Source organism: Tenacibaculum sp. Ill, from assembly GCF_051938915.1.
Lineage (GTDB): Bacteria > Bacteroidota > Bacteroidia > Flavobacteriales > Flavobacteriaceae > Polaribacter > Polaribacter larymnensis.
In genome coordinates this window covers 618,730-645,468 of the sequence record NZ_JBPSCW010000002.1, presented here as the reverse complement: position 1 = coordinate 645,468, position 26,739 = coordinate 618,730, and the positions used below count along the sequence as shown (strand labels likewise).

16 protein-coding genes are annotated in these 26,739 nt (G+C 35.7%); 10 read left to right on the top strand and 6 right to left on the bottom strand.

Annotation, left to right across the window (positions count from 1 at the left end; genetic code table 11):
* Positions 1-6: 6 nt before the first annotated feature.
* From ACTPNM_RS03005 to ACTPNM_RS02995, 3 genes are all read right to left on the bottom strand, one after another.
* Positions 7-8,472: a hypothetical protein gene (locus tag ACTPNM_RS03005; protein ID WP_440120566.1), complete on the bottom strand. Its 8,466-nt coding sequence runs from the start codon at positions 8,470-8,472 to the stop codon at positions 7-9.
* Positions 8,473-9,012: 540 nt separating this feature from the next.
* Complete coding sequence (locus ACTPNM_RS03000) at positions 9,013-10,017, bottom strand: glycosyltransferase family 4 protein (RefSeq protein WP_440120565.1); 1,005 nt, start codon at positions 10,015-10,017, stop codon at positions 9,013-9,015.
* Positions 10,018-10,953 carry a hypothetical protein gene (locus tag ACTPNM_RS02995; protein ID WP_440120564.1) on the bottom strand — a complete coding sequence of 312 codons (936 nt, stop codon included), beginning with the start codon at positions 10,951-10,953 and terminating at the stop codon, positions 10,018-10,020.
* A 102-nt stretch (positions 10,954-11,055) separates the two neighbouring features.
* Here ACTPNM_RS02995 and ACTPNM_RS02990 point away from each other — a divergent pair, with 102 nt between their 5' ends.
* The 3 genes from ACTPNM_RS02990 to mscL are packed head-to-tail and all read left to right on the top strand — an operon-like array spanning position 11,056 to position 13,220.
* The gene (locus ACTPNM_RS02990; RefSeq protein WP_440120563.1) at positions 11,056-11,673 is read left to right on the top strand and encodes a thymidine kinase; all 618 of its coding nucleotides are present in this window, start codon (positions 11,056-11,058) and stop codon (positions 11,671-11,673) included.
* Positions 11,663-12,766, top strand: coding sequence for an alanine racemase (alr, locus tag ACTPNM_RS02985; RefSeq protein WP_440120562.1), 1,104 nt, complete (start codon positions 11,663-11,665; stop codon positions 12,764-12,766). The genes ACTPNM_RS02990 and alr overlap by 11 nt, the downstream gene beginning before the upstream one ends.
* A gap of 52 nt (positions 12,767-12,818) precedes the next feature.
* Complete coding sequence (mscL, locus tag ACTPNM_RS02980; protein ID WP_274639067.1) at positions 12,819-13,220, top strand: large-conductance mechanosensitive channel protein MscL; 402 nt, start codon at positions 12,819-12,821, stop codon at positions 13,218-13,220.
* A gap of 62 nt (positions 13,221-13,282) precedes the next feature.
* On the opposite strand, the gene ACTPNM_RS02975 is transcribed toward mscL, so the two are convergent.
* The gene (locus tag ACTPNM_RS02975) at positions 13,283-13,873 is read right to left on the bottom strand and encodes a carboxymuconolactone decarboxylase family protein (protein ID WP_440120561.1); all 591 of its coding nucleotides are present in this window, start codon (positions 13,871-13,873) and stop codon (positions 13,283-13,285) included.
* Between the two features lie 120 nt (positions 13,874-13,993).
* On the opposite strand from ACTPNM_RS02975, the gene ACTPNM_RS02970 reads away from it, so the two are divergent.
* The 3 genes from ACTPNM_RS02970 to ACTPNM_RS02960 all read left to right on the top strand — a co-directional run bounded on the left by ACTPNM_RS02970 (position 13,994) and on the right by ACTPNM_RS02960 (position 16,544).
* Positions 13,994-14,419 carry an OsmC family protein gene (locus ACTPNM_RS02970; RefSeq protein WP_120186037.1) on the top strand — a complete coding sequence of 142 codons (426 nt, stop codon included), beginning with the start codon at positions 13,994-13,996 and terminating at the stop codon, positions 14,417-14,419.
* 21 nt (positions 14,420-14,440) lie between these two features.
* Positions 14,441-16,126 (top strand): single-stranded-DNA-specific exonuclease RecJ, encoded by a 1,686-nt coding sequence (gene recJ / locus ACTPNM_RS02965; protein ID WP_440120560.1) that lies wholly within the window; start codon positions 14,441-14,443, stop codon positions 16,124-16,126.
* Positions 16,127-16,199: 73 nt separating this feature from the next.
* Positions 16,200-16,544, top strand: a complete 345-nt coding sequence (locus ACTPNM_RS02960; RefSeq protein ID WP_440120559.1) for a hypothetical protein — start codon at positions 16,200-16,202, stop codon at positions 16,542-16,544.
* 31 nt (positions 16,545-16,575) lie between these two features.
* Here the strand turns inward: ACTPNM_RS02960 and ACTPNM_RS02955 are convergent, their stop codons facing one another.
* Positions 16,576-17,628, bottom strand: a complete 1,053-nt coding sequence (locus tag ACTPNM_RS02955) for an endonuclease/exonuclease/phosphatase family protein (protein WP_440120558.1) — start codon at positions 17,626-17,628, stop codon at positions 16,576-16,578.
* 186 nt (positions 17,629-17,814) lie between these two features.
* Between ACTPNM_RS02955 and ACTPNM_RS02950 the strand changes: the two genes are divergently transcribed.
* Positions 17,815-20,553: a TonB-dependent receptor domain-containing protein gene (locus ACTPNM_RS02950; RefSeq protein WP_440120557.1), complete on the top strand. Its 2,739-nt coding sequence runs from the start codon at positions 17,815-17,817 to the stop codon at positions 20,551-20,553.
* An 18-nt stretch (positions 20,554-20,571) separates the two neighbouring features.
* The gene (locus ACTPNM_RS02945; RefSeq protein WP_440120556.1) at positions 20,572-21,999 is read left to right on the top strand and encodes a DUF5689 domain-containing protein; all 1,428 of its coding nucleotides are present in this window, start codon (positions 20,572-20,574) and stop codon (positions 21,997-21,999) included.
* Positions 22,000-22,066: 67 nt separating this feature from the next.
* Here the strand turns inward: ACTPNM_RS02945 and ACTPNM_RS02940 are convergent, their stop codons facing one another.
* Complete coding sequence (locus ACTPNM_RS02940) at positions 22,067-24,148, bottom strand: M20/M25/M40 family metallo-hydrolase (RefSeq protein ID WP_440120555.1); 2,082 nt, start codon at positions 24,146-24,148, stop codon at positions 22,067-22,069.
* A gap of 194 nt (positions 24,149-24,342) precedes the next feature.
* Between ACTPNM_RS02940 and ACTPNM_RS02935 the strand changes: the two genes are divergently transcribed.
* Both ACTPNM_RS02935 and ACTPNM_RS02930 read left to right on the top strand, forming a co-directional pair.
* Positions 24,343-25,227 carry a metallophosphoesterase gene (locus tag ACTPNM_RS02935; protein ID WP_440120554.1) on the top strand — a complete coding sequence of 295 codons (885 nt, stop codon included), beginning with the start codon at positions 24,343-24,345 and terminating at the stop codon, positions 25,225-25,227.
* 265 nt (positions 25,228-25,492) lie between these two features.
* On the top strand, positions 25,493-26,695 hold the full coding sequence (locus ACTPNM_RS02930; RefSeq protein ID WP_274639045.1) for a porin: 1,203 nt from the start codon (positions 25,493-25,495) through the stop codon (positions 26,693-26,695).
* Positions 26,696-26,739: the final 44 nt, after the last annotated feature.

Genomic DNA, 26,739 nt, shown 5'->3' with positions numbered 1-26,739 from the left:
TTCAGATTACTTTCTTTTCTTAGGTCGCATTGCTATAATTTTCTTATTAACAACACCTCTACTTGTAATCATTCTTACAATTAAAGCTTGATTTTGAACATTTGACAAGTCAATGATCATTTGCTCTTTAGTTCCTTTGATATAAGAATTATTTTCAACTCTTTTTATCATAATACCATTCATAGTGTAAATCTCAATAGCCACATTGGTATCAAACTTATAACTATACTCTACTGTTAGCTCATTTTCAAATGGTACTGGGTAAGCACTAAAGCTTAGTGGCTCCTGAATTTGCTCTTCAACAGGTGCATCACATGGCGCTACAGAACCACCTGGAGTATAAGTTCCTCCATCATCTTCAGATGGAACACATCTACAAACTTCTTCACAAGTTACCGCATGCGCAATTACATATATTGGTCCACTAGCTTCTATAGGTCCTACTGTATAATTGGATACATAATCTAATTTTTTAGTATTAAAATTATATTGTCCAGGCGCTACAGTTTCTTTACCATTCTTCGCAGGATATTTCTCACATCCTATATATACATGTGCTACACTCATTACATAACCTTCAAATAGATTATACTCTACCGATACATAACCATCTAAGTAAGTAACCGTTACTTCTCCTGTTTGATCACCTTTTGATGGATCACATTGTGCTGCTCCAGTATATAACGGTATAGTGTATGTACCTTCTTCAGCAAAATAATTTGTCCAACCCCAACGGTTAAAGCCGTCATCTAAGAAACATGTATAATTATCAGCCCTCGCAAATGCAGTTCCACAATTTTCAAACAGATCTGTTTTGTTTGACATCGTAACGGTTTCTGTAACTTTATTACCACAATCGTCTGTAGCAGTAAATACATAATCTGCATATGTAACACAACTTTCTTCTCTTATATTAGTTGGATACGCTACTAAATCACCACCAGCTGAACAATTGTCTGTCCATCTTGCATTCAACACTTCTGGTAATTCACCATTACATAACTCCAAGCTTTCTGGTAAATCAACTATTACAGGAGCAGTCTCATCGTACATTCTAGTTACACGGATTACTACTTCTGCTGCTGGGTTACCACAATCATCTGTTGCATTGAACGTGTAGTCTCTGTATTGTGTACAGCCGTCTTCGCCTGTCATTACTTCTCCAGCTACTCCGTTTAGGCTTCCTGATTTCTCTCCACCGATGCCACAGTTGTCTGTCCAAGTAGTACTCACCACTTCTGGCCATGCTTGGTTACATTCTTCTAGCATGATATCGTCTTGATCGGCAATCACTGGGGCAGTCTCATCGTACATTCTGGTTACACGGATTACTACTTCTGCTGCTGGGTTGCCACAATCATCTGTTGCATTGAACGTGTAGTCTCTGTATTGTGTACAGCCGTCTTCGCCTGTCATTACTTCTCCGGCTACTCCGTTTAGGCTTCCTGATTTCTCTCCACCGATGCCACAGTTGTCTGTCCAAGTAGTACTCACCACTTCTGGCCATGCTTGGTTACATTCTTCTAGCATGATATCGTCTTGGTCGGCAATTACTGGCGCGGTTTCATCGTACATTCTGGTTACACGGATTACTACTTCTGCTGCTGGGTTACCACAATCATCTGTTGCATTGAACGTGTAGTCTCTGTATTGTGTACAGCCGTCTTCGCCTGTCATTACTTCTCCGGCTACTCCGTTTAGGCTTCCTGATTTCTCTCCGCCGATTCCACAGTTGTCTGTCCAAGTAGTACTCACCACTTCTGGCCATGCTTGGTTACATTCTTCTAGCATGATATCGTCTTGGTCGGCAATTACTGGCGCGGTCTCATCGTACATTCTAGTTACACGGATTACTACTTCTGCTGCTGGGTTACCACAATCATCTGTTGCATTGAACGTGTAGTCTCTGTATTGTGTACAGCCGTCTTCGCCTGTCATTACTTCTCCGGCTACTCCGTTTAGGCTTCCTGATTTCTCGCCTCCGATGCCACAGTTGTCTGTCCAAGTAGTACTCACCACTTCTGGCCATGCTTGGTTACATTCTTCTAGCATGATATCGTCTTGATCGGCAATCACTGGGGCAGTCTCATCGTACATTCTGGTTACACGGATTACTACTTCTGCTGCTGGGTTACCACAATCATCTGTTGCATTGAACGTGTAGTCTCTGTATTGTGTACAGCCGTCTTCGCCTGTCATTACTTCTCCGGCTACTCCGTTTAGGCTTCCTGATTTCTCTCCACCGATGCCACAGTTGTCTGTCCAAGTAGTACTCACCACTTCTGGCCATGCTTGGTTACATTCTTCTAGCATGATATCATCTTGGTCGGCAATCACTGGGGCAGTCTCATCGTACATTCTGGTTACACGGATTACTACTTCTGCTGCTGGGTTACCACAATCATCTGTTGCATTGAACGTGTAGTCTCTGTATTGTGTACAGCCGTCTTCGCCTGTCATTACTTCTCCGGCTACTCCGTTTAGGCTTCCTGATTTCTCTCCACCGATGCCACAGTTGTCTGTCCAAGTAGTACTCACCACTTCTGGCCATGCTTGGTTACATTCTTCTAGCATGATATCGTCTTGGTCGGCAATTACTGGCGCGGTCTCATCGTACATTCTAGTTACACGGATTACTACTTCTGCTGCTGGGTTACCACAATCATCTGTTGCATTGAACGTGTAGTCTCTGTATTGTGTACAGCCGTCTTCGCCTGTCATTACTTCTCCGGCTACTCCGTTTAGGCTTCCTGATTTCTCTCCACCGATGCCACAGTTGTCTGTCCAAGTAGTACTCACCACTTCTGGCCATGCTTGGTTACATTCTTCTAGCATGATATCGTCTTGGTCGGCAATTACTGGCGCGGTTTCATCGTACATTCTGGTTACACGGATTACTACTTCTGCTGCTGGGTTACCACAATCATCTGTTGCATTGAACGTGTAGTCTCTGTATTGTGTACAGCCGTCTTCGCCTGTCATTACTTCTCCGGCTACTCCGTTTAGGCTTCCTGATTTCTCTCCGCCGATGCCACAGTTGTCTGTCCAAGTAGTACTCACCACTTCTGGCCATGCTTGGTTACATTCTTCTAGCATGATATCGTCTTGGTCGGCAATTACTGGCGCGGTCTCATCGTACATTCTAGTTACACGGATTACTACTTCTGCTGCTGGGTTACCACAATCATCTGTTGCATTGAACGTGTAGTCTCTGTATTGTGTACAGCCGTCTTCGCCTGTCATTACTTCTCCGGCTACTCCGTTTAGGCTTCCTGATTTCTCTCCACCGATGCCACAGTTGTCTGTCCAAGTAGTACTCACCACTTCTGGCCATGCTTGGTTACATTCTTCTAGCATGATATCGTCTTGGTCGGCAATTACTGGCGCGGTCTCATCGTACATTCTAGTTACACGGATTACTACTTCTGCTGCTGGGTTACCACAATCATCTGTTGCATTGAACGTGTAGTCTCTGTATTGTGTACAGCCGTCTTCGCCTGTCATTACTTCTCCGGCTACTCCGTTTAGGCTTCCTAATTTCTCGCCTCCGATGCCACAGTTGTCTGTCCAAGTAGTACTCACCACTTCTGGCCATGCTTGGTTACATTCTTCTAGCATGATATCGTCTTGGTCGGCAATTACTGGCGCGGTTTCATCGTACATTCTAGTTACACGGATTACTACTTCTGCTGCTGGGTTACCACAATCATCTGTTGCATTGAACGTGTAGTCTCTGTATTGTGTACAGCCGTCTTCGCCTGTCATTACTTCTCCGGCTACTCCGTTTAGGCTTCCTGATTTCTCTCCACCGATGCCACAGTTGTCTGTCCAAGTAGTACTCACCACTTCTGGCCATGCTTGGTTACATTCTTCTAGCATGATATCGTCTTGGTCGGCAATTACTGGCGCGGTTTCATCGTACATTCTAGTTACACGGATTACTACTTCTGCTGCTGGGTTACCACAATCATCTGTTGCATTGAACGTGTAGTCTCTGTATTGTGTACAGCCGTCTTCGCCTGTCATTACTTCTCCGGCTACTCCGTTTAGGCTTCCTGATTTCTCTCCACCGATGCCACAGTTGTCTGTCCAAGTAGTACTCACCACTTCTGGCCATGCTTGGTTACATTCTTCTAGCATGATATCGTCTTGGTCGGCAATTACTGGCGCGGTCTCATCGTACATTCTAGTTACACGGATTACTACTTCTGCTGCTGGGTTACCACAATCATCTGTTGCATTGAACGTGTAGTCTCTGTATTGTGTACAGCCGTCTTCGCCTGTCATTACTTCTCCGGCTACTCCGTTTAGGCTTCCTAATTTCTCGCCTCCGATGCCACAGTTGTCTGTCCAAGTAGTACTCACCACTTCTGGCCATGCTTGGTTACATTCTTCTAGCATGATATCGTCTTGGTCGGCAATTACTGGCGCGGTTTCATCGTACATTCTAGTTACACGGATTACTACTTCTGCTGCTGGGTTACCACAATCATCTGTTGCATTGAACGTGTAGTCTCTGTATTGTGTACAGCCGTCTTCGCCTGTCATTACTTCTCCGGCTACTCCGTTTAGGCTTCCTGATTTCTCTCCACCGATGCCACAGTTGTCTGTCCAAGTAGTACTCACCACTTCTGGCCATGCTTGGTTACATTCTTCTAGCATGATATCGTCTTGGTCGGCAATTACTGGCGCGGTTTCATCGTACATTCTAGTTACACGGATTACTACTTCTGCTGCTGGGTTACCACAATCATCTGTTGCATTGAACGTGTAGTCTCTGTATTGTGTACAGCCGTCTTCGCCTGTCATTACTTCTCCGGCTACTCCGTTTAGGCTTCCTGATTTCTCTCCACCGATGCCACAGTTGTCTGTCCAAGTAGTACTCACCACTTCTGGCCATGCTTGGTTACATTCTTCTAGCATGATATCGTCTTGGTCGGCAATTACTGGCGCGGTCTCATCGTACATTCTAGTTACACGGATTACTACTTCTGCTGCTGGGTTACCACAATCATCTGTTGCATTGAACGTGTAGTCTCTGTATTGTGTACAGCCGTCTTCGCCTGTCATTACTTCTCCGGCTACTCCGTTTAGGCTTCCTAATTTCTCGCCTCCGATGCCACAGTTGTCTGTCCAAGTAGTACTCACCACTTCTGGCCATGCTTGGTTACATTCTTCTAGCATGATATCGTCTTGGTCGGCAATTACTGGCGCGGTTTCATCGTACATTCTAGTTACACGGATTACTACTTCTGCTGCTGGGTTACCACAATCATCTGTTGCATTGAACGTGTAGTCTCTGTATTGTGTACAGCCGTCTTCGCCTGTCATTACTTCTCCGGCTACCCCGTTTAGGCTTCCTGATTTCTCTCCACCGATGCCACAGTTGTCTGTCCAAGTAGTACTCACCACTTCTGGCCATGCTTGGTTACATTCTTCTAGCATGATATCGTCTTGGTCGGCAATTACTGGCGCGGTTTCATCGTACATTCTGGTTACACGGATTACTACTTCTGCTGCTGGGTTACCACAATCATCTGTTGCATTGAACGTGTAGTCTCTGTATTGTGTACAGCCGTCTTCGCCTGTCATTACTTCTCCGGCTACTCCGTTTAGGCTTCCTGATTTCTCTCCGCCGATTCCACAGTTGTCTGTCCAAGTAGTACTCACCACTTCTGGCCATGCTTGGTTACATTCTTCTAGCATGATATCGTCTTGGTCGGCAATTACTGGCGCGGTCTCATCGTACATTCTAGTTACACGGATTACTACTTCTGCTGCTGGGTTACCACAATCATCTGTTGCATTGAACGTGTAGTCTCTGTATTGTGTACAGCCGTCTTCGCCTGTCATTACTTCTCCGGCTACTCCGTTTAGGCTTCCTGATTTCTCTCCACCGATGCCACAGTTGTCTGTCCAAGTAGTACTCACCACTTCTGGCCATGCTTGGTTACATTCTTCTAGCATGATATCGTCTTGGTCGGCAATTACTGGCGCGGTCTCATCGTACATTCTAATTACACGGATTACTACTTCTGCTGCTGGGTTACCACAATCATCTGTTGCATTGAACGTGTAGTCTCTGTATTGTGTACAGCCGTCTTCGCCTGTCATTACTTCTCCGGCTACTCCGTTTAGGCTTCCTAATTTCTCGCCTCCGATGCCACAGTTGTCTGTCCAAGTAGTACTCACCACTTCTGGCCATGCTTGGTTACATTCTTCTAGCATGATATCGTCTTGGTCGGCAATTACTGGCGCGGTTTCATCGTACATTCTAGTTACACGGATTACTACTTCTGCTGCTGGGTTACCACAATCATCTGTTGCATTGAACGTGTAGTCTCTGTATTGTGTACAGCCGTCTTCGCCTGTCATTACTTCTCCGGCTACTCCGTTTAGGCTTCCTGATTTCTCTCCACCGATGCCACAGTTGTCTGTCCAAGTAGTACTCACCACTTCTGGCCATGCTTGGTTACATTCTTCTAGCATGATATCGTCTTGGTCGGCAATTACTGGCGCGGTTTCATCGTACATTCTAGTTACACGGATTACTACTTCTGCTGCTGGGTTACCACAATCATCTGTTGCATTGAACGTGTAGTCTCTGTATTGTGTACAGCCGTCTTCGCCTGTCATTACTTCTCCGGCTACTCCGTTTAGGCTTCCTGATTTCTCTCCACCGATGCCACAGTTGTCTGTCCAAGTAGTACTCACCACTTCTGGCCATGCTTGGTTACATTCTTCTAGCATGATATCGTCTTGGTCGGCAATTACTGGGGCTTCATCATCTGCTGTAACTGTAAATGTTCTTTCACAAGAAACTACTTGTTCACATTCATCAGAGACTTCATATCTTAAAACAACACTTCCTCCACAAGCATCTGGCGCTTCAAGAGTATTTACATCAACTTCATTTTCTCCTATATAATATTTCTCTACTACTGTTCCATTTCCTCCTGAAGTTGAAAATCCAGATAACCAAGTAGTAAAAGCACTATTAATATCTTCTTGTGAAGTACATTCTGGTATTGTTTGGTTTTCTGGACAAACTTGATTCAAAGGAATTAAAGGCTCTCCATTCACCTCAAAATCATCTTCTGCCGTACAACCAAAAACTCCTGGAGCAAACTCTAAGGTTGCTGCTACACTATACGTCCCTGCTTCAGTTACTTCTAAAGTGTTTCCTGTTTCTCCTTCTAATTCTTCTCCGTTTTTATACCACACATACGTAAAGGTATTTCCTTCTGGAGTTGCAGTTGCTGTTAATGTAATACTGTCTTCTGTACATCCTAAATCTTCACCTTCAATTTCTACTGTTACTTCAGGTGTATCTGCTAAACTAAATGGCCCAGCTAAATCTTTTAACTCTGCGGTAAATGAATCTGAAGACCTTGTTTTTACAATTACACTTCCTAACGGACTTATACAATCTATTCCAGGAGTACTACTTGAATCAAAACCTAATGCTGATGCATTAATTGCTATTTCTGCAAAAGTAGTTTGAGAGTAGTCAGACACTATATTTCCTCCTTTATTAATTGTTCCCCAAGGCCCTGCTGGCACAGGACCAGCGTCATTTACCTGAGAAAATACTGCATCTGGTGCTCCTTGTCTTAATTGTATTTCTGCATATCCATAATTTCCTGCTCCATCACCACCATCATACTGTATATACCCATTATTGTCTTGTTTAAACTCAAATGGTCTAAAAGGCAACGTGTTATGTGTATCAAAATAAGAATCTGGAACCCCTACTAATTCAACCCAAACAAATAGTTTGATTATTGCATTAGCTCCTCCATTAGCATAATTAACAGAAAGGATGATATCTCCATGTTGTAGTACTGAACCATCTGGATTAAATACATATGGGGTTCTTCCTCCTGTAGCTGATAAGTCCACCTCTGATTGAATAGTTCCACCTACTAAGTTTACTTTTTCTCTAAAATATTCGAAGTCTAAATAGCTATCTCCACTATCATTTCTTGTTGAAGCTCCTAAAAAAGCCCATTCATCTGTTCCCACAGTAGCTCCTTCTCTTCTTAAGTGTCCAAAAACATCTATAATATCATTTTTTTGAGGTACTGAGGCATCAGTAATTGTCCAAGTATTTGGATTATCATTGTTTTTATCTGACCCTCCTGTAAATACATTTGAATCTGTATTATTACCTTGAGCATTCTGATCCCTGATAAATACAGCATCTATCCACAACCTTCCATCTACAACTGTGTAAATAGGAACACTCATTCTTATTTCTGCAGAAGCATTATCGTCTACTAATAGATTTGCTGTAACTGCTGTTGGTGTTTCGTCTATCACCCCTTTTCCTGAGTCTCCTAAAAACCAATCGTCTGTTCCAAATGGGAAGACTGCTCCATTTGGAAAGGATACTATTCCTGAATACACATCAGCATCAACACCAAAGTTGGCCTGAACCGTTGTTTCTGTATTTACTAATTGTGCATTCACTGCATTTGTTGAAAACAAAAAAAGCACGACAAGAAAACCCGTCATACTATATAGGCACCTTTTAAAACCTTCATCAATGCAGTTTTTTAACGTTTTTAACCCTCTCCTTTTACAGGCAGGTTCTGTATCATTAAGCAACATATTGTAATATTTTACATGGTATTATTCTTTAATTTTATGTTATTAAAGGGGTTACACATCTAGCTGACATAAGAAGTAAATCAGCTGTAAAACATCTATTAAAGAGGTTGTTAAATAACTAAAAGTATTAATCTTTCGTTTTAAGAGAGGTTACAATATAAAGAGGTTAAAAGGGATTTTTTGTTGAGAGGTTACAAAAACTCATGTAAGAAAGATGAGTTAGGAGAGCAAAGTTAATCAATTAACACTTATTTAACAACTTCACTTACAGACACTAAAAAGAAAAAGGGGTTTTCCCCCTATATCTAAAAGCACTCCTTTAAAGTCATTTAATAACTACGGAGCTATTGTTTATTGAATTAAAAAGTTTGATCTTTTTTCAGGTAAAATACTTAATTGCTAAGGTTTTTTATTGATTTCTTTGTACACTTCAACCAAACCTTCAGCTTCTTTTCGAGCACTCCAATTTTCTTCAATTTCTTTTCTAGCACTACTTCCTAAACTAGGAAGCTTATCATTTATTAGGTTTGTAATTATTTCTTGAAGTTCTGCTGTATTTCCTGAAGTAAACAAGTACCCTGACTTTAAATTTGTTATTAGTTCAGAATGTACTCCAACATTTTTTGTTGCTACTACTGTATTTCCGCATGCCATTGCTTCAGCACAAACTAAAGAAAACCCTTCTGTAAAAGATGGTACTACCGAAATTTTAGCTGCTTGATAATAAGAAACAATATCTAGAGTTTCATCAATAAAATAAACCTGATTTTCTACTTTATTTTTTTTTGCTATAGCTTTTAATTCTTCTAAAAATGGTGGTTTATCTACTTTCCCTACAACAACCAATGCCCAGTCTTTATTTTTTTGTAATTCGGGTGCTACTGCTTCCAATAATACTATTTGTCCTTTCGCCTTTCTTACTCTTCCTGCACAAAGGATAATATTCTTTTGAGCAATGTTACTTAACTTTTTTTCTGGATTAGGAATAAAAAGGTTTGTATCTACACCATGCGGTACCTTTACGTTAGATATCCCTAAACTCTTATGCATTGAATTTGTTAACGTAACAATCTCATCTGATTTCTTAAGTAAAAACTTAGTAAAACCAGACGGTTCTGTTTCTGCATGTCTTGTAGCTACTAGTTTGAATTTTGCTCCTAAAGTTCTATACCATAGCATTTTTAAAATTTCATTGTTACGATGACAATGAACGACTATATTTTCTTTGGAAAACAGTAACTTTTTTAACTGAGAAACTGTAATTTTTTCTCCTTCTATGCCATACCCATACAAATAAGTCGTACACAACCTCTTTAATTCAGGAAGTATATTTTCAATACTTCTTGTAACACCTGTTCTTCGTTTATGAAAGTGAGTATGTATGACTATAAGATTAGAATTCATCTAAGCAAACCTTCTTTCAATGATTTCCAACAACCTATTTTCATATTCTTCTTTTTCCGACCAGTCATAATCTGGTTTTATCATTTTATTGATAAACTTTTTTGCTTCTTTTTCTGTTTTAATAGTATTTAGTTGAGATACTACTCTGTTAAAATCGTTTTGATCTCCATTAAACAAATGTTTAACAAAAGCAATCCTGTCATTCAAATCAATTTGAATTGTAGTTTGAAAATGGTCATTTAATGATTTCTTAGGTGTTGCTTTAGTGAATAAGTCTGTCATAACATCAACCGAAATGGTATCTTGTAACTCATCTTCTAAAGTTGGAGTTTTTCTTTCTCCAACATCTTTTACATCATTTTTTACATCGTCAGCATCTCCATGTAACAGTTCTTCTAACTCATCAAAAGGCTGCTCAATAATTTCATTAGTAATTATTTCTTCATTAATTCCTTCTATTACTTTTTCAGCTATTTCATCTGCTTCTTGCTCAAACTTTTCTTTTAAGTCTTCTTCTAAGCGATGTACTTTCCTATCTTCTAAAGGTTCTTCCTTTTGCACCTTTTCTTCTACAGACTTTTCTACTTTTTCCTCTTCTTGAATTGATTGAATTGGTTGTTCCGTCTTTTCTATATCAGCACCTAAATCACCTATAACCTCTTCCTCTACACTTACCTCTTCTACTTTAGGTAAAATTTCTTCCATCGTTTCTGCCTGCTTTTTTTCTTCAGCAAGTAAAACTTCTTTTAACAGCTCTTCTTTGGTTTTTGTTGGATTTGGAGTGTTATTTATATATTCTTCTACATACGCTAAAACCGAAAGTTTTTCGTAAACCTCATATGCTTTTTGTTTTAACTCAAACACATCTTCTCTATTTTTCATCTGTAAGATACTGTGTGCTAAACTGGTTAAATCCGATGCTAGTTTTTTGTGCATAAGTTGTTGTTTGAATTTAATTTTTGCTGTTAAATTTTAATAAATTTGTTCCTCATTCGAAAGTAATACAAAAATCAATAATTTAGAGCTTAAAATTACAAAATGTTTCTTGAAAATACAGTAAATCATACAGAACAATTTGGTTGGATTGAGGTAATTTGTGGCTCAATGTTTTCGGGGAAAACCGAAGAATTAATTCGTAGACTTAAACGTGCGCAGTTTGCTAAACAACGTGTTGAGATTTTTAAACCTTCTGTTGACACAAGGTACGATGATGAGGAAGTAGTATCTCATAATGAAAATAGAATTCGTTCTACACCTGTTCCTGCATCTTCAAATATTAGACTATTAGCTAATAATGTTGATGTTATTGGAATAGACGAAGCACAGTTTTTTGACGACGAAATCGTAGCTGTCTGTAACGATTTAGCCAATAGAGGAATTCGTGTTATAGTAGCTGGTTTAGATATGGATTTTAAAGGAAAGCCATTTGGACCTATGCCTGCATTAATGGCTACCGCAGAATATGTTACTAAAGTTCATGCTGTATGTACACGTACAGGAAATTTAGCCCACTATAGTTATAGAAAAGCTCAAAGTGATGACTTAGTGCTTTTAGGCGAAACTCAAGAATACGAACCACTAAGTAGAGCTGCTTATTATAAGGCTATGAAGGAACACGAAATGCATAATAAAAAAGAACGTAATAATGAACAGTAATCACGTAACCGTATTAGAAATTGATGCTAAAGCTGCACTACACAACTTAGCCTATTTTAAACAGAAGCTACAGCCTACAACAAAAATATTAGTTGTTGTTAAAGCTTTTGGTTACGGAAGTGAGTCTACAGAGGTTGCCAAAATCGTACAAGATCATGTTGATTATTTTGCTGTTGCTTATTCAAGTGAAGGAATAGCTTTGCGCGAAGCTGGAATTTCAACTCCTATTTTAGTTCTAAATCCACAAATTCAAAACTTAAAAGATATTGTAAAATATCGACTTGAACCTAGTTTGTATAGTTTCAAAATATTTGATGCTTTTTTAAAACTTGCTGATGAAGAACCTTTAATGAACTACCCTATACATTTAAAATTTAATACAGGATTAAATCGATTAGGGTTTTGGCATACTGATGTTCCTACCATTGTAGCAGAGCTAAAAAAATCAAATAACGTAAAAGTTGAGTCTATATTTTCTCATTTAGCCGCTAGTGAAGACCCTCGTGAGCAAGAGTTTACTATTGGACAAATCAACAACTTTGCTTATATAGTAAAACAAGTTTATGAGCACCTAGGATATCAACCTATGATACACATCTTGAATACATCAGGAATTATCTATTACCCACAAGCTCAATTTGATATGGTACGCCTAGGAATAGGTTTATATGGTTTTGGAAATAATGAACAAGAAACCGCTCAACTTAAAAACACACACACGCTTAAGTCTATAATTTCTCAAATCAATATAGTTCAACCAGGTGAAACAGTTGGATACAATAGAGCTTTTGTAGCTAGTCAACCTACACGAAGTGCAACAATTCCTATAGGACATGCCGATGGTATTTCAAGAAAACTAGGAAATAAAAATGGATTCGTTTTCATTAACAACCAACCAGCACCTATCATTGGAAATGTGTGTATGGATATGATTATGGTAGATGTTACTAAAATTGATTGTAAAGAAGGTGACGAAGTTATTATTTTCAATCATCAACAACATGTAGAATATATGGCTCATAAATGTGAAACTATTTCATACGAAATACTTACTGCCTTATCTCAACGTATAAAAAGATTGGTGAAAAGTTAATTTTTTTATACTTTTCAATTCAATTAACTATTTAAAATTCAAAAATATGGGAATGCTCAAAGAGTTTAAAGACTTTGCAATGAAAGGAAATTTAGTAGACATTGCAGTAGGTTTTGTAATGGGTGCTGCTTTTAAACAAGTAGTAACTTCTTTTACTGGAGGAATTGTTTCTCCTTTAATTGGACTTATTTTCAAGGCTGATTTTAAAGACGTAAAATACATTCTTAAAGAAGGTGTAGCTGATGAGGCTGGTAAAATAACAGGAGAAGTTGCTATAATGTATGGTGAGTTTTTAACCAATGTTATCGACTTTATTATTGTAGCTTTTGTAATGTTTATGGTTGTAAAAGCTGTAAATGCTATGAAGAAAAAAGAAGAACCTGCACCAGAAGCTCCAAAGGGACCTAGCCAAGAAGAGTTATTGGCAGAGATTAGAGATTTATTAAAAAAATAATCTATTAAATACTTAATAAAAAAGCTCGCAATTGCGAGCTTTTTTATTTTTGCTAATTTCATTTATACATGCTTTCCTTTATTCCAACCATGTTTTCCTAAATATTGTTCTCCACTTTCCACTGCACCACCTTCTATACTTGTTCCCATAGAATCATTCCATCTATTTAAATATCCAAAGAGAGAAATTACGCCTAACATTTCAACAATTTCCCCTTCTTCCCAGTATTTATATAATTCTTCTTTAATTTTTTCATCCACCATATTCGGAACCATAGAAGCTGCCAATGAAAAATCTAACGCAGCACGTTCAGCATCAGAAAAGGCAGGATGTGTTTTATATTCCCAAATATTATCTAGTTGTTCTTGTTCTGCGCCATAACGTTCTGCTGCACGAATTGCATGCGCTTGACAATAACGACAACCCGTAGCATTACTACTTACCCAAGCAATCATACGTTTTAAAGCAGATGTTACACGACCATGGTTTGCCATAACTGCTTTATTTAAATTGATAAAAGCTTTGGAAATTTCTGGTCTTCGTTGCATAGTTAACACTGAATTAGGGCAAAAACCTAATGTTTCATTATAAAAATCGGATAGTTGTTTGGTTTCAACATCGTGGTTTGGATCTAAAGGAGTTACTAAAGGCATAGATTTATTTTTTAAGTTTTTAATACTAACTTTTTACTGTAAGTTTGTGTTACTATTTAAATGTATTAAGTCGAAATTTACATTGACTTACTTACGCAATAAACAAAAAATTATCAAGATATGGCAACAAACACAGTTACAACCGTTTGGAAAGAAAACATGCAATTTGAAAGTGATAACCCAAGTGGTCATTCAATAGTAATTGATACTTCTGAAGAACATGGAGGAAATAATACTGGTTTACGACCTAAAGCTATGATGCTTTCTTCCTTAGCTGGTTGTTCAGGTTTAGACATTGTTCCTATGTTAGAAAAAATGCGTGTTAAAATTGATGATTTTAAAATTGTTGTTACTGGTGAATTGACCGAAGAACACCCAAAATACTATCATAAGGTTTTAGTTGATTACCATTTTTACGGGAGTGATTTAGACGAGAAAAAAATTAATAAAGCAGTAGATTTATCAATAGAAAAATATTGTGGTGTTATGGAAATGTTTAGAAAATTTGCTGATGTAACTACAGCCATTCATTTACATAACAACTAATTTATTTTTGATAAAATTGCTATGCGCTGGACATTAAAACCGCAACCAGACACCATTAAAGTAAAACAATTAGCTAAAGAATTATCTATCGATACAACCTTGGCTAAAATTTTGGTACAACGTGGTATTGAAACATTTGATGAAGCTAAACATTTCTTTCGCCCTTCGTTGAGTGATTTACACAATCCTTTTTTAATGAAGGATATGGAAATCGCAGTACAACGCATTGAAACAGCTATTGCAAACAACGAAAACATTTTAGTTTTTGGCGATTACGATGTCGACGGAACTACAGCTGTTTCTTTGATGTCTTCTTACTTAAAAACAATTCATCCTAATATTGCAACCTATATTCCTGATCGTTATGAAGAAGGATATGGTGTTTCTTTTCAAGGAATTGATTTTGCTGAAGACAATGGGTTTTCTCTCATCATAGCTTTAGACTGCGGTATTAAAGCCATTGATAAAGTTACCTACGCTACTGAAAAAAAAATCGATTTTATTATTTGTGACCATCACAAACCTGGAAGTGAAATTCCTAAAGCAGTTGCTGTTTTAAATCCTAAGCAAATAGATTGTAACTATCCATATGATGAATTGTGTGGCTGTGGCGTTGGTTTTAAATTGATTCAAGCATTAGCTTCAAAAAGAAATCAAACTATTGAAGATTTAGTTCCGTATTTAGATTTAGTAGCTACAGCAATTGCAGCTGATATTGTTCCAATGACTGGTGAAAATAGAGTATTAGCTTATCACGGATTACAAGTTATTAATTCACAACCTCGTAATGGTATCAAAGCTATTATTCATCAATTACAAAAAAAAGAACTCACTATTACTGATGTCGTTTTCATAATCGCTCCACGAATAAATGCTGCGGGACGTATGAAACATGGAAATTATGCTGTTGAATTGTTAACTGAAATGGATTTTGACTCGGCAATTGAATTTGCTTCAGCAATAGAAAAATTTAATTCAGATAGAAAAGAATTGGATAGAGCAATTACCCAAGAAGCTTTATTACAAATTGAAAATAACAACGAACAAGAAAATTACACCACAGTTGTTTTTGATGAAAGTTGGCACAAAGGAGTAATTGGTATAGTAGCCTCTCGTTTAACAGAAACCTACTACAGACCTACTTTGGTATTTACAAAAAGTGGAGAAAAATTAGCTGCTTCTGCTCGTTCAGTAAAAGGATTTGATGTGTATAATGCTTTAGAAGCATGTTCTGAGTTTATAGAACAATTTGGAGGACATAAATATGCTGCAGGTTTAACGCTCTTACCCGAACAATATGAGAATTTTAAAAATAAATTCGAAGAAGTTGTTTCCGCTACTATCGAAAAAAGCTTATTAACACCTGAAATTACTATTGATACTGAGATAGACCTGTCAGAAATTACTCCAAAATTCTTCCGTATTATTCAACAAATGGCACCTTTTGGCCCACTAAATATGAAGCCTATTTTTACCACTACAGCTGTGAGAGACAATGGTTATGGAAAACAAGTTGGTGCTGATTCTAGTCATTTAAAGTTAAATCTTATCTATGGTTCAGATCAAAAAACATACAATGCTATTGGATTTGGTTTGGGTGATAAAATAACTTCAACACAGAATGATTTTGATATTGCCTACACGTTAGATGAAAACACATGGAATGGTTATACTTCAATTCAACTAATGTTAAAAGATTTAAAGTAGCAAAAGCCTCTGTTTTTTTATTTAGAATAATTCCAAATAAACTCATATATTTGTTATCGAAATAAATATAGTTATGGACGGAATTACTAAAATATACGACAACAACATAGGTATTTCTTTTCATTGGAAAGAAAACGATTCAAACTTAGTTCAATTAATATTTAGAGACACAGGCTTTCATTTAACTGAGCAAGAAATAGAGTTATTTTTAGACAAAGTAACTGATTCTAAGCTTCAAAAAAATTGCGCCACTTGTAGTAAAGGTAGAGATTGTAGATCCATTCTACTTCAAACCCCCTCAAATAAAGTAAGTATGGCTGTATCATTAGTTGAACTGTGGCAAATAGACGATCTTTTAAAAGGGACTTTGTTTCAGCTAAGAATGAATAATTATTTAAATGACATATGTAAAAACTAAAAAGGCTTGCAAAATTTGCAAGCCTTTTTAGTTATTTATCTTCTTTAATCAAGTACATATATACTGGGTAATGATCACTATACCCTCCTGTATACCTTCCATAAGAAAAGCTTCTGAAAGGGTACCCTTTATAACGTCCACTCTTTTGGGTTAAAAAACGCTTATTAAAAATTCCTGACTTAAACATTTTGTATGTTAAAAAGTCTTTTTTTCCATTGTCTAATAAAGGAGAGGTGAACATAATTTGATCAAACAGGTTGATATTATCTCTGTATCCAAGTGTATTAAATCCACGACGAAACATATCTTCATATGGATTATAAATATCACCTTCTTTTACATTCTTCTTCTTACTTTTAGTTTGCAAAACAGTTTTAAAGCTAGAGTTGATAGGATCATCGTTAAAGTCCCCCATAATTAACACTTTCGGATTCGGATCGTTCAGCTTAATTTTTTCTATAATTTGCTTCACTTTGTAAGCTGCTTTTTCACGCAATGGTCTACTTTTTGCTTCCCCCCCTCTTCGAGATGGCCAGTGATTTACAATAACGTGTATTAATTCATCATCTAAATAACCTGAGACTAATAAAATATCACGTGTATAAACTTTTCTGTTTTCATCATAAATATTAGGGTTGAATGCCTCAAAATGGATCGGCTTGAAATAACGTGGTTGGTACAGCAACCCTACATCAATTCCTCTTTTGTCTGGAGAATCAAAATGGATAATACTATATCGCTTCTTTTTTAACCTTTCTGACGCTACTAAATCTTCTAAAACTTTTTTATTCTCAACCTCAGCAACTCCTAAAATTGCCGGACTAGTCTTAGCTTTTTCCGCTCCTAATTGAAAGATAACTTCTCCCAATTTATCAATTTTATCTAAATAAACTTCTTCTTTATCCCCTTTCATTTCCATTATCGGACTTGCTTCATCATTCTTTTCAGGATCATTCTTTGTATCAAAAAGGTTTTCTAAATTATAAAAACCAACAGTTCTTATTTTATATTTTTTTGCTCCTTGTTGTGCATATGAAGAGAATCCAATAAAAATAAAAACTAAAAGAGTAGTTATATTTCTCATTTTATAAATTTTAGGTGGCAAAAATAAAACAATTTTCGAGCCAAAACTCATAATTAATACAATGTCACCATTCATAATATTAACTTAACATTAACATAATTGAAATTTTCGTAGTTTTGCCTCCCTTTTGCCGTAATTATCGGTCACAGGGATTAATATATTCAAATATTTTATAAACAATCATTTATGAGAAATTTTACGATAACAATGTTATTGCTTTTTTCAGGTTTATTTGGCTTGAATGCGCAGAATATTGTAAAGGGGATCGTAATAAACGGCGATTCTGAAAATCCTATGCAAGGTGTTTCTGTAAGTGTAAAAGAAGCTAACATCTCTGGTACTACAGATACTAGTGGTGCTTTTACACTAAATGGTTTACCAAACGGAAGACAAATTGTAACGGTATCTTTAAATGGGTATGAAACCCAAAACTTTCCAGTTGAACTATCTGGAAAAACAGTAGATTTAGGTACAATCTTTATGTATGAAGATTTATCTGAAGATCAAGATTTAAGTACCATCACTATCACTGACGATGAATTAAGCGGTGATACAAGTGCTGCTGATAACATTTCTGGACTGTTACAAGCTTCTAGAGATATATACTTACGTACAGCAGCTTTTGAATGGAGTGGTTCTTTTTACAGAGTTCGTGGTTTAGATTCTGAAAACGGTGAAGTTTTGCTTAATGGTATTGAAATGAATAAGTTGTACAACGGAAGACCTCAATGGAGTAACTGGGGTGGATTAAACGATGTATTACGTAACCAAGAATTTAGTAATGGTTTAGCTCCCTCAAATTACACATTTGGTGGTGTTTTAGGATCTACAAACATTAATACAAGAGCTTCTGAATACAGTGAAGGAGGCCGTATTTCTTATGCTTCTTCTAATAGAAGTTACAATCACCGTTTAATGGCAACATACTCTTCTGGCTTGTTAGCTAATGGTTGGGCAATAACTGTTTCTGGTAGTAGAAGAGCTGGTAATGAAGGATATGTAGATGGTACTTTTTATGATGCTAACTCAATCTTTCTTTCACTTGAAAAACAAATTAGTGATGCTCACAGCTTAAACTTAACTGTAATTGCTGCCGAAAACGAAAGAGGAAAATCAGCCGCACATACACAAGAAGCATATGACTTAAAAGGAATTAAATACAATGAATACTGGGGGTATCAAAATGGTAAAATGAGAAACTCTAGAGTTAAAAGAGTTTACGAACCAATTATAATGCTTAATCACTATTGGGACATCTCTAATAACACTTCATTAAACACGAATGTATCGTATCAATTCGGCGAAATAGGAAATAGTAGAATAGATTATAATGGAGGAAACAACCCTAGCCCTGTTTACTACCAAAACCTTCCTAGTTATTGGTTAGACAGAAATAATTTACAACAAGCCTACGAATATGAACAAAACTTCATAAACGGTGGACAGTTAAATTGGGATCAAATAATTCGTGACAATAAAAATAGTAACAAAGGAAATGCTCCTTATGTTTTATACGAAGACAGAAATGACGACAAGCAATTAACAATTAATTCCATCTTAAATACAGAAATTAATGAAAATATCACTCTAAATACTAAACTACAATATAGTAAATTAGAGTCAAATAATTTTGCTGTTGTTATAGATCAATTAGGAGGTAATGGCTATTTAGATATTAATCGTTTTGGAAGTATTGGAACCGACTCAAGACAAAACGATTTATTAAACCCTAATAGGGTAGTAGAAAACGGAGATAAATTCAAATACAATTACAAATTAAACTCTGAAATATACAACGCATTCTTACAAGCTCAATTTAAATATAACAAAGTAGACTTTTATGTAGCTGGAGATATTTCTATGACCTCTCACCAAAGAAATGGTCTCTATCAAAATGGAAGATTTGCAAATAACTCTTTTGGAAAATCACCAGAACAAGAATTTACAAACTTTGGAGCTAAAGCAGGTTTAACTTACAAAATTACTGGACGTCATTTATTCGATTTTAATGCTGGTTATATAACTAAAGCCCCATCTATTAGAAATACTTTTTCAAATGCTAGAGAAAACAATGCAATTGTTATCGGTTTGGATAGTGAAAAAATATTATCTGCTGATGCTAGCTATATTTTCAGAAACCCAATCATTCAAGCTAAACTTACAGGTTACTATACAAAGATTGAAGATGCAACGGATATAGGCTTCTTCTTTTTACAAACAGCATTTGCTGAAGCTTTTGTGCAAGAAGTTACTACAGGAATTAATAAGAAACATTTTGGTGCTGAATTAGGTATTGAGGCTCAAGTTACACCTACAATAAAACTAAAAGGAGCTGCTAATTTTGGTCAATACACTTATGACAATAACCCTAATGTATATGTCTCTTCTGAAGATTTTATTACAGACAACAACGCTTTAGGGATTCGTAATTTAGGTACTACATACTTAAAAAACTATAGAGTTGCTACTGGGCCTCAAAAAGCTTATTCTTTAGGATTTGAATATAGAGATCCTGACTATTGGTTCATTGGAGCCACGGCTAACTATCTAGATGACGCTTTTATAGACATTAGCCCTATTACTAGAAGTGATTCGTTCTATAAAGATTCTGATGGCCTACCTTTCAATAATTATGACCCTTCAGTAGCAAAAGAATTACTAAGACAAGAAGAGTTTGATAGCTATTTAGTGGTGAATGCTCTTGGAGGTAAGTCATGGAAAATAGGCGATTATTATATCGGTACATTTGCTAGTATCAACAATATTTTCGGAAAAGAGTATAAATCTGGAGGCTATGAACAAAGTAGACGGGCAGATTACAATCAATTATTAGAAGAATCACAAAGAGAAAAAAGATTATTTGGCAATAAATATTGGTTTGGTAGAGGTACAACCTACTTCCTAAATGTTTATTTCAGATTTTAAATTAAAACAACACTTATTATGAAATTTTTAAAAAACTTAATTCTTACGTTAGTAGTAACTACTGGTATAGGGTTCACTTCATGTGTAGATAATAATGACTATACTCTTCCTAATGTAATAGGAAATGAAGAAAACAATGCTTTAAATGCTGTTTTAGATAGCATTAACAACGGAGATTTAACTCTAAGAACAATTAGTCAAATAAAAGAAGATTTTTTTACTTCAAGAGAAGCAAAACTAGTAACTCAAAATTTAGTAGTGAAAGGTTATGTTACTTCTTCTGATGCCTCTGGTAATTTTTTTAGAGAATTTTACATGCAGGATGCTCCTGAAAATGCAACCGCAGGTATAAAAGTTGTTTTAAACCAAACTAATTCTCACAACCAATTCAATATTGGTAGAGAAGTATACATTAGATTAAAAGGATTATACATTGGAGAAACTCGATCTGGAGACAAAGATGTAACTATCGGCGGGTTTGTTGAAGATGGCGGTACAGAGTTAGAGGCCATTTCTGAAAATCAAATTAAAAAGTTCAATCATATTTTAAGATCTAATAATTCTGAAGAAATCATTCCTTTAACAGTTAAATTTTCCACTATAGGAGAACAACATTTAGGAATGCTTGTTAAAGTAGAAAATGCTTATTTCGACGAAAGTTTAGCTGGTAATACTTACTTTGACCCTACAAGAGATTTCGACACAGATAGATTAATGAAGAGTTGTGAAGGCTTCGATTTTGGTGAGTTTACTTTATCAACTAGTTCTTTTGCTAACTTTGGTGGTGCTTTATTACCAACAGGAGGTGGCTCTATAAAAGCTATCGTTACTAAAAACTACGATAGACAATTACGCTTAGCTTTAAACTCAGTTGAAGATGTTGATATGAATAGAGAAAAATGTACTCTTTTAGATATTAACAATTTTGAAGCTGTTTTTGAAGAAGACTTTCAAACAGCTGTAGATAATACAAATTTAGACTTTACAGGGTGGACTAACTTTGCCAAAGAAGGATCTGAACTTTGGACTGAACAAGTATTTAGCGGAAATGGTTATACAGAGTTTAGTGGCTATAGAACTGGTGAAGACTCAAACATTGGATGGTTAGTTTCTCCAGGTATCGACATGGATTCTAAAGACAATGAGTTTTTATCATTTAAAGCTGCTCAACATCACGTTGATAACTCTGATGATAACACATTAGAAGTTTATGTTTCAACTGACTTTGATGGAACCAATGTGATTGCTGCTACTTGGACAAAAGTAAATGCTACATTACCTACTAAAAACTCTAGTTGGTATCAATTTCAAGATTCTGGGTTAATTGACCTTTCTTCTTACACAGGCACATTATATGTTGCATTTAAATCTGTCTCTTCAGGTAACAACACTAACCTTGATGGGTCATACATGATAGATGACCTTAAAGTTTTAGCTGAAAAATAAACTACTTTTTCTATAATAATAAAAGCCCAAGGTTTAAACCTTGGGCTTTTTTATTCTATGTTTAAAATTACTTTTTAACTAATTGTTTAGTATACGTTTTTCCTGTATCATCTAAAGACACAAAATAAATTCCTACTGATAATTTTGAAACATCTACATTATTACTTCTAGAGCTCATTTTTATTTTTTTCAACAACCTTCCATTTACATTATAAATAGCAACTTCTTTATTTTTCCACAACTCGTTATTTATCTGCAAAGTGATTGAGTTGTTTTCAACAGGGTTCGGAGAAAAAATAATTACATCTTTATCATTTACTAAAACTTGCCTTACATTTAAATTATCGGTTTTAGCACCACCACAGTTTCCAATATTATTCCATCCACTTGAAGTTCTCTCATACAAAACATTAAAATAAACAACTCTATCACCAACCTGATAGTTTTGAGAAGAATCATATTGAGGTACACCATCACAAATATCTGTGCTAGTACCTCCATCTCCTTCAATAATATTTAGAGTATAATCTTCAACCTCTCCATAATCAAATGAACCACAAGAAGAAGGAGTATTATTGTATCGCATAGACACTCTCATTCTTGTTACTCCTAATTTTGCAGTATTAGGTACAGTAAAGCTACCACTAACTGAATTATCAGTAGAAGCACCTTTAACCCACACTTGCTCTCCGTTATCTTCAAAATCAGAATCCTGATTATAATCAATCCAAACAGCATATCCTTCTTTATAAACCGTTCCTGTCCATTTAGGTGTAACAGTTATTGTATTGGAGCTTCCTTGCTCTATATCAGTAGAAACATTAGTAAAATCTTCATATCCATTTGTTGCTCCTGAATTATTATTAATTGACCCAAGTGTTACATTCTGAATATATTCATCATTCACATTATTTCCTTTTGAATCGCAATAAGTTGGTACACTAACGCTTCCTTTACTTTTAGCTACCTCAATTAAATACTCTAAACCAAGTTTAGCAAATTTTGCCGCATGCGTAGCATTAGCAGTTGGAAATCGGTCAGATGTATCATTTACAGTATGAATATAAGGACTTGAACCATTAAATGATGCTTCAAAAGGGAAAGCTGCATCGTATCCTTGTTGTGCCCAACTATAATGATCAGAACAACCATAGTTACATCGTGTATAATCGTAAGTAAATTGATGACTTCCTGAAGCATTATAATGATCCATAAGACTTGCTAAAAAAGCATTAAGAGTACTGCTGTTATAACTATCATCAGAAATGTAGACATCTTTAGGTGATCCTTTATAATTTGTCATATCAAATTGCACGTATGATAACACATTAACATTTCTATTTTTATAATCTTGTGCAATCTCTTTTGAGCCTCTTAAACCAACTTCTTCAGCAGCAAATGCCATAAACTCAATAGTTCGTTTTGGCTGAAAATCCATTTGAAAGAGTACTCTAGCCATTTCTGTAATTGTAGCAATACCAGAAGCATTGTCATCAGCACCAGGTGCATTTGTTTCTCTTTCTGGACTAACAGAATCGATATGACCTCCTATTATTACGTATTCATTTGGAAGATCACTTCCTTGAATTGTCATAACTACAGAAGGCATTATAGTACTACTATGGTTAACTATTCTAACACTAACGTCAGACCTACCACTAGCCATTGTTTCCCATTTTTGTTTTAAATCTTGAACAGCTTGCGTAGCTTTTTGAGTTGTATGATATCTAGTACCGTAATTTTCAAGCTCTACAATATGATTAGCAATATTTGTATTATTCACCAAACCTATGCTTTGATTTACAAGTTGATCTTCACTAATAGTATACGATGCTCTCTGCTGATGAGTTTTTTTACTTTGAAGTTTCTGAATGGTTTGTAAAGCTTCATTTTCAGAAGATTCATAAATAAACCCGGGACCATGAGTTAAAATCATATGATGTAATTTTTCAGCTGCATGATGACTTAACTTTACAGCACTAAAGCCATTTGTGGAGGAAAGAATCTTAATATCGGTAGGAGCAACTTTTTGTAGTTTTAAGGCGTCTTTGGTTTCAATAGTACCATAAAACATTTTTTCTTGGCTGTAAACATTAGAAAAACTAAGGCACAGCAATAGTAACGAAAGTAGTAAATACTTTTTTTTCATTTTTGAAGGGTATTAATATTAATTATAAATTTTCTTGTAAGTTATTAAAAATTAACATCATAGAACTAAAATATTTTTCACCTTCTTATTTAATCATAAACTTAACTTAATAGCTTACCTTTTTAACACTCAATAAATTTTGTTGTATATTTCATTTTTTTGCACCTTTATATGCGCATAAACTTCTACTACCAATGTCTTCAAATCATAGAATAAACAGAGCTTTTAAAAGAGCAAAGGAGCTACCTTTAAATGAGAGTTCTAAATATATTTTATTTTCTGATTGCCATAGAGGTGACAACAGTTTTGCTGATGACTTTGCTCGTAATAGAAAAATATATCACTATGCTTTATCCCAATATTTACAAAAAGAATTCACCTATATAGAGTTAGGAGATGGTGATGAGCTTTGGGAAAATAAATTTGTAAACATTTTCAATGCTAATAAATACATTTACCTATTACTTCAAAAGTTTCACCAACAAAACAGGTTATATTTTATCTGGGGAAACCATGATATGAATTATCGAAAGCCTAAAAATGTTGCTAAAAACTTTAATTCTTATTACGACACTATTGACGGAAAGAAAAAAGAGTTAATGCCAAATGCTTCTTTTTCTGAAGCAATTAAACTGGTACAAGAAAATGGTAAATCTATTTTCTTACTCCACGGTCATCAAGCAGATTGGTTTAATTATACTTTTTGGAAATTCAGCAGGTTTTTGGTTCGTGTTTTATGGCGACCTTTACAAATACATGGAATTAAAGACCCCACAAGTCCTGCTCAAAACTTTAAAGGATTAATAAAGGTAGAACGCCGTTTAGAAGAATGGATTAAGAGTAATAATAATCAAATGATTATTACAGGACATACACATCGTCCCAGATTTCCATCAAAAAACAAACTTCCACATTTTAATGATGGTAGCTGTGTACACCCTAGATGCATAACTGGTTTAGAAATTGAGAGTAATGAAATAACTCTTATTAAGTGGCATGTAGTAACTAAAGAAGATGGTACTATGCAAATTACAAGATCTGTTCTTGAGGGGCCTAAAAAAATAACCGACTACATTTAACTTCGTAACTTTTTATTAACTCAAAACCCCACATCACATAACAGTTTATTAAATTGTACTTAATATTTATATTAAAAAAAGAGAATACTTTTGATTCACCTCTAAAAGAGGAGTAGTCATTATAAATTTATTAGTTTTTGTCGACTATTTATTTGACTCACTATATACTGCCTTGAAAACAAGGCAGTTTTTTAATATTAGATTAACACTAAGTTAACATAAGGGTTAGTTATTTGCGGCGACAAAAACTAATAAACAACATCTAATGAACTATAAAACAGTACTTACGTCTGTAAGTATGTTTGTGTTACTCTACACACATGCACAACAAACAAACGCACCAAAATTTGGAAAGGGTATATTTAATCTAGTTGGAAAAGACAGTACTTGGTCTATGAATATGGGTGCTAGAATGCAATTTTTAGCAACAGCAGAATGGGATTCTAACAAAGATGGTTTATATAACCCAACATCTTCAATGTTAGTAAGAAGAGCTCGATTAAAATTTAAAGGATTTGCTTTTTCTCCTAAATTAAAATATAAAATGGAACTTGGATTGTCTAATAGAGATATTAGTGGCGCTTCAGAACATACAGGAAACGCCCCAAGATACATTTTAGATGCAGTTCTAAAGTGGAACTTCCATCAAAATTTTGAATTATGGTTTGGGCAAACCAAACTACCTGGAAATCGTGAACGTGTTATTTCTTCAGCAAATATGCAATTAGTAGATCGTTCTTTATTAAACAAACGTTTTAATATTGATAGAGATATGGGAATACAGTTAAGACATCATTTTAATTTATCTGATAAGTTTATTGTTAGAGAAGCTTTAGCTTTTTCGCAAGGTGAAGGAAGAAATGTTACTGTAGGAAACCTAGGCGGACATCAATATACTGCTCATCTAGAATTTTTACCTTTTGGAAAGTTTGAAGGCAAAGGAGATTATATAGGTGGAGACTTAAAAAGAGAGCAAGCACCTAAACTTGCTATTGGTATGAGTTATGACTTTAATAACAATGCCGTAAAAACTAGAAGTAACCAAGGTACATATATGGTTAATGATGAAGGTTACTATCAAACAAACATATCAACCTTTTTTATGGATGCTATGTTTAAATATAAAGGATTCTCTTTTATGGGAGAATATTCATACCGAGACGCCGAAGATCCTTTCGCAAAAAACTCAGATGGAACTCTTACTGGAGAAATTGTACAAGTAGGAAGTGGTTTAAACCTTCAATCAGGGTATTTATTTGCCAAAGACTGGGAAGTATCTGGTCGTTTTACTAACATTTCTTTGGACGAAAACATTACAGGAAAAGGAACTGAAAATCAATACACAATAGGATTATCAAAGTACATTGTTGGTCATAAATTAAAAGTACAAACCGATATTAGTTACTTAGATATAGCAACAGCTACAAATCAATTGATGTATAGATTACAGGTAGACATACACCTTTAAATGATAACATAAACATAACATGAGAGCGTTCTTGTGTAACTAAA

Excerpts from the sequence above, each read along its gene's own strand:
- ACTPNM_RS03000 (WP_440120565.1), bottom strand. The coding sequence starts at position 10,017 with ATGAATTCTAATCTTATAGTCATACATACTCACTTTCATAAACGAAGA.
- ACTPNM_RS02995 (WP_440120564.1), bottom strand. The coding sequence starts at position 10,953 with ATGCACAAAAAACTAGCATCGGATTTAACCAGTTTAGCACACAGTATC.
- ACTPNM_RS02990 (WP_440120563.1), top strand. The coding sequence starts at position 11,056 with ATGTTTCTTGAAAATACAGTAAATCATACAGAACAATTTGGTTGGATT.
- alr (WP_440120562.1), top strand. The coding sequence starts at position 11,663 with ATGAACAGTAATCACGTAACCGTATTAGAAATTGATGCTAAAGCTGCA.
- mscL (WP_274639067.1), top strand. The coding sequence starts at position 12,819 with ATGCTCAAAGAGTTTAAAGACTTTGCAATGAAAGGAAATTTAGTAGAC.
- ACTPNM_RS02975 (WP_440120561.1), bottom strand. The coding sequence starts at position 13,873 with ATGCCTTTAGTAACTCCTTTAGATCCAAACCACGATGTTGAAACCAAA.
- ACTPNM_RS02970 (WP_120186037.1), top strand. The coding sequence starts at position 13,994 with ATGGCAACAAACACAGTTACAACCGTTTGGAAAGAAAACATGCAATTT.
- recJ (WP_440120560.1), top strand. The coding sequence starts at position 14,441 with ATGCGCTGGACATTAAAACCGCAACCAGACACCATTAAAGTAAAACAA.
- ACTPNM_RS02960 (WP_440120559.1), top strand. The coding sequence starts at position 16,200 with ATGGACGGAATTACTAAAATATACGACAACAACATAGGTATTTCTTTT.
- ACTPNM_RS02955 (WP_440120558.1), bottom strand. The coding sequence starts at position 17,628 with ATGAGAAATATAACTACTCTTTTAGTTTTTATTTTTATTGGATTCTCT.
- ACTPNM_RS02950 (WP_440120557.1), top strand. The coding sequence starts at position 17,815 with ATGAGAAATTTTACGATAACAATGTTATTGCTTTTTTCAGGTTTATTT.
- ACTPNM_RS02945 (WP_440120556.1), top strand. The coding sequence starts at position 20,572 with ATGAAATTTTTAAAAAACTTAATTCTTACGTTAGTAGTAACTACTGGT.
- ACTPNM_RS02940 (WP_440120555.1), bottom strand. The coding sequence starts at position 24,148 with ATGAAAAAAAAGTATTTACTACTTTCGTTACTATTGCTGTGCCTTAGT.
- ACTPNM_RS02935 (WP_440120554.1), top strand. The coding sequence starts at position 24,343 with ATGTCTTCAAATCATAGAATAAACAGAGCTTTTAAAAGAGCAAAGGAG.
- ACTPNM_RS02930 (WP_274639045.1), top strand. The coding sequence starts at position 25,493 with ATGAACTATAAAACAGTACTTACGTCTGTAAGTATGTTTGTGTTACTC.